Genomic DNA, 1,498 nt, shown 5'->3' with positions numbered 1-1,498 from the left:
CCACTGATTCCAGATCGTGTTGACGGTGCGGCGGATCGAGGCGACCTGATCGGGGTTGTCGCGCACGCCGCGCTTGAGGTCGGCGAGGGCCGGCGCGATCTGGGCGTGGACGGATTCGAATTCGCTGCTGAAGGCCGAGCTGCGGTAAAGTTCAAAGCCGCGCGCGGCACTCTCGGACCGGCGCAGCAGCACGCGCAGATCGGAGATCTTCTTCTGCACCTGGACGGTATGATTGATCCACGCCGCATCGGACCGCGACTTGACGTCGAGGGCGATCGAGGCTGCGGTGATGATCAGGAGGATGGCAAGTCCAGCACCGAGAATGACGCGCTGCGTTGGAATCAAGGGACTTCTTTCTTGTCCTTCGGCTGCGCGCTCTCGCCCGTGAGGCATTCCCGGATCGTGGTCAGCAACGCTTCGGGCGTGAACGGCTTGCGCAGGCAGCGCGTTGCGCCAAGCTCCAGCGCCATGCGGAGGAAATCGGGAGAGGGCGAGGCGGATGAGGCGAAGGCGTAGCCGGACATCGCGATCAGCGGAGTAGCCGGCGCGCGCTCATGAAAGATGCGGATGGACTCGAAGCCGCGCATATGCGGCATGAAGATGTCAACCAGCATCACCTCAAAGGCCTGCGCTTCCAGCGCAGCCAGTCCTGTTTCGCCACCGTCGGCCAGCGTGACGTCGAAGCCCTGACGTTGGAGGAGGACCTCGATGGTCGCGCCGACCATCGGATCGTCATCAACCACGAGAACACGCGGCATGACACTTCCCAGCAATCGAAGTCCCCACGACGGTGATACAGGTGAATCGAGCACCGGGTCAATTTTGGATTGGATCAGGGTAGATATGCACGGTGCGGTGCATAGGATAAAGCGGGTTCCACGGGGCTGAGCCCGCTCAGGCCGTCTGTGCACTGGCGATAACGCGCGCTACCCGAGTTGCGAGAAGGTTCGATGAGGTTGAAGCAAACTCGAAGGGCAAGGCACGGCGAATCCGAACGGCAAGACGTCGTTCAAGACATGGTCGCTGCGTTTTCCAAGCGCTTTGGATAAGTCCGCGCGTCACCATCGCGCTTGAAGGGCGGCGCCGGCCATCACCGGCGCCGCCCTTGCGACGTGTCGCATCGATCGTTCAGGCCGCCTTACGGGCAGGGATGCCGCTGGCCGTCATAACCGAGATAGGTACCCGAAGCGGGGTCATAGGATCTGTAGCGCTGCGCGCAATAGGCTGCATCGCCGCCTCCATCGGGGACCACCGCCACTGACGGCTCATCATAGTAGCTGCCATAGTAGTAGGGATCATCGTAATAGCTGCCGCCGTAATAGGCGTACGAGCCGAGGCCGCCGATCGCCGCCCCCGCCGCGAAGCCGGGCCAGAATCCGCCGCGACGATGATGGTGATGCCAGCCACCGCCGTTCCAGTTGCCGCTGCGGCCTTGCCAGGTCCCGCCGTTGGCTGCTGCAAAGTTGCGGCTGACGCCACCGGTGAAGGACGTGCCGCC

3 protein-coding genes are annotated in these 1,498 nt (G+C 63.2%); all 3 read right to left on the bottom strand.

Annotated features, from left to right (window positions below):
- On the bottom strand, window positions 1-345 hold a 345-nt coding region (locus tag MOV75_RS37750; protein WP_247007953.1), incomplete at its 3' end, for a CHASE3 domain-containing protein.
- Window positions 342-758, bottom strand: coding sequence for a response regulator (locus MOV75_RS37745; RefSeq protein ID WP_246932572.1), 417 nt, complete (start codon window positions 756-758; stop codon window positions 342-344). The genes MOV75_RS37745 and MOV75_RS37750, both read right to left, overlap by 4 nt.
- A gap of 380 nt (window positions 759-1,138) precedes the next feature.
- Window positions 1,139-1,498: BA14K family protein (locus tag MOV75_RS37740; RefSeq protein ID WP_247007952.1), on the bottom strand; the 360-nt coding region annotated here is incomplete at its 5' end.

This window comes from Bradyrhizobium sp. PRIMUS42, assembly GCF_023006515.1.
Lineage (GTDB): Bacteria > Pseudomonadota > Alphaproteobacteria > Rhizobiales > Xanthobacteraceae > Bradyrhizobium.
This window is presented reverse-complemented; position numbering and strand designations above follow the sequence as displayed.

What these genes read in the sequence shown, in the direction of transcription:
- MOV75_RS37745 (WP_246932572.1), bottom strand. Translation starts at nt 758, where the DNA reads ATGCCGCGTGTTCTCGTGGTTGATGACGATCCGATGGTCGGCGCGACC.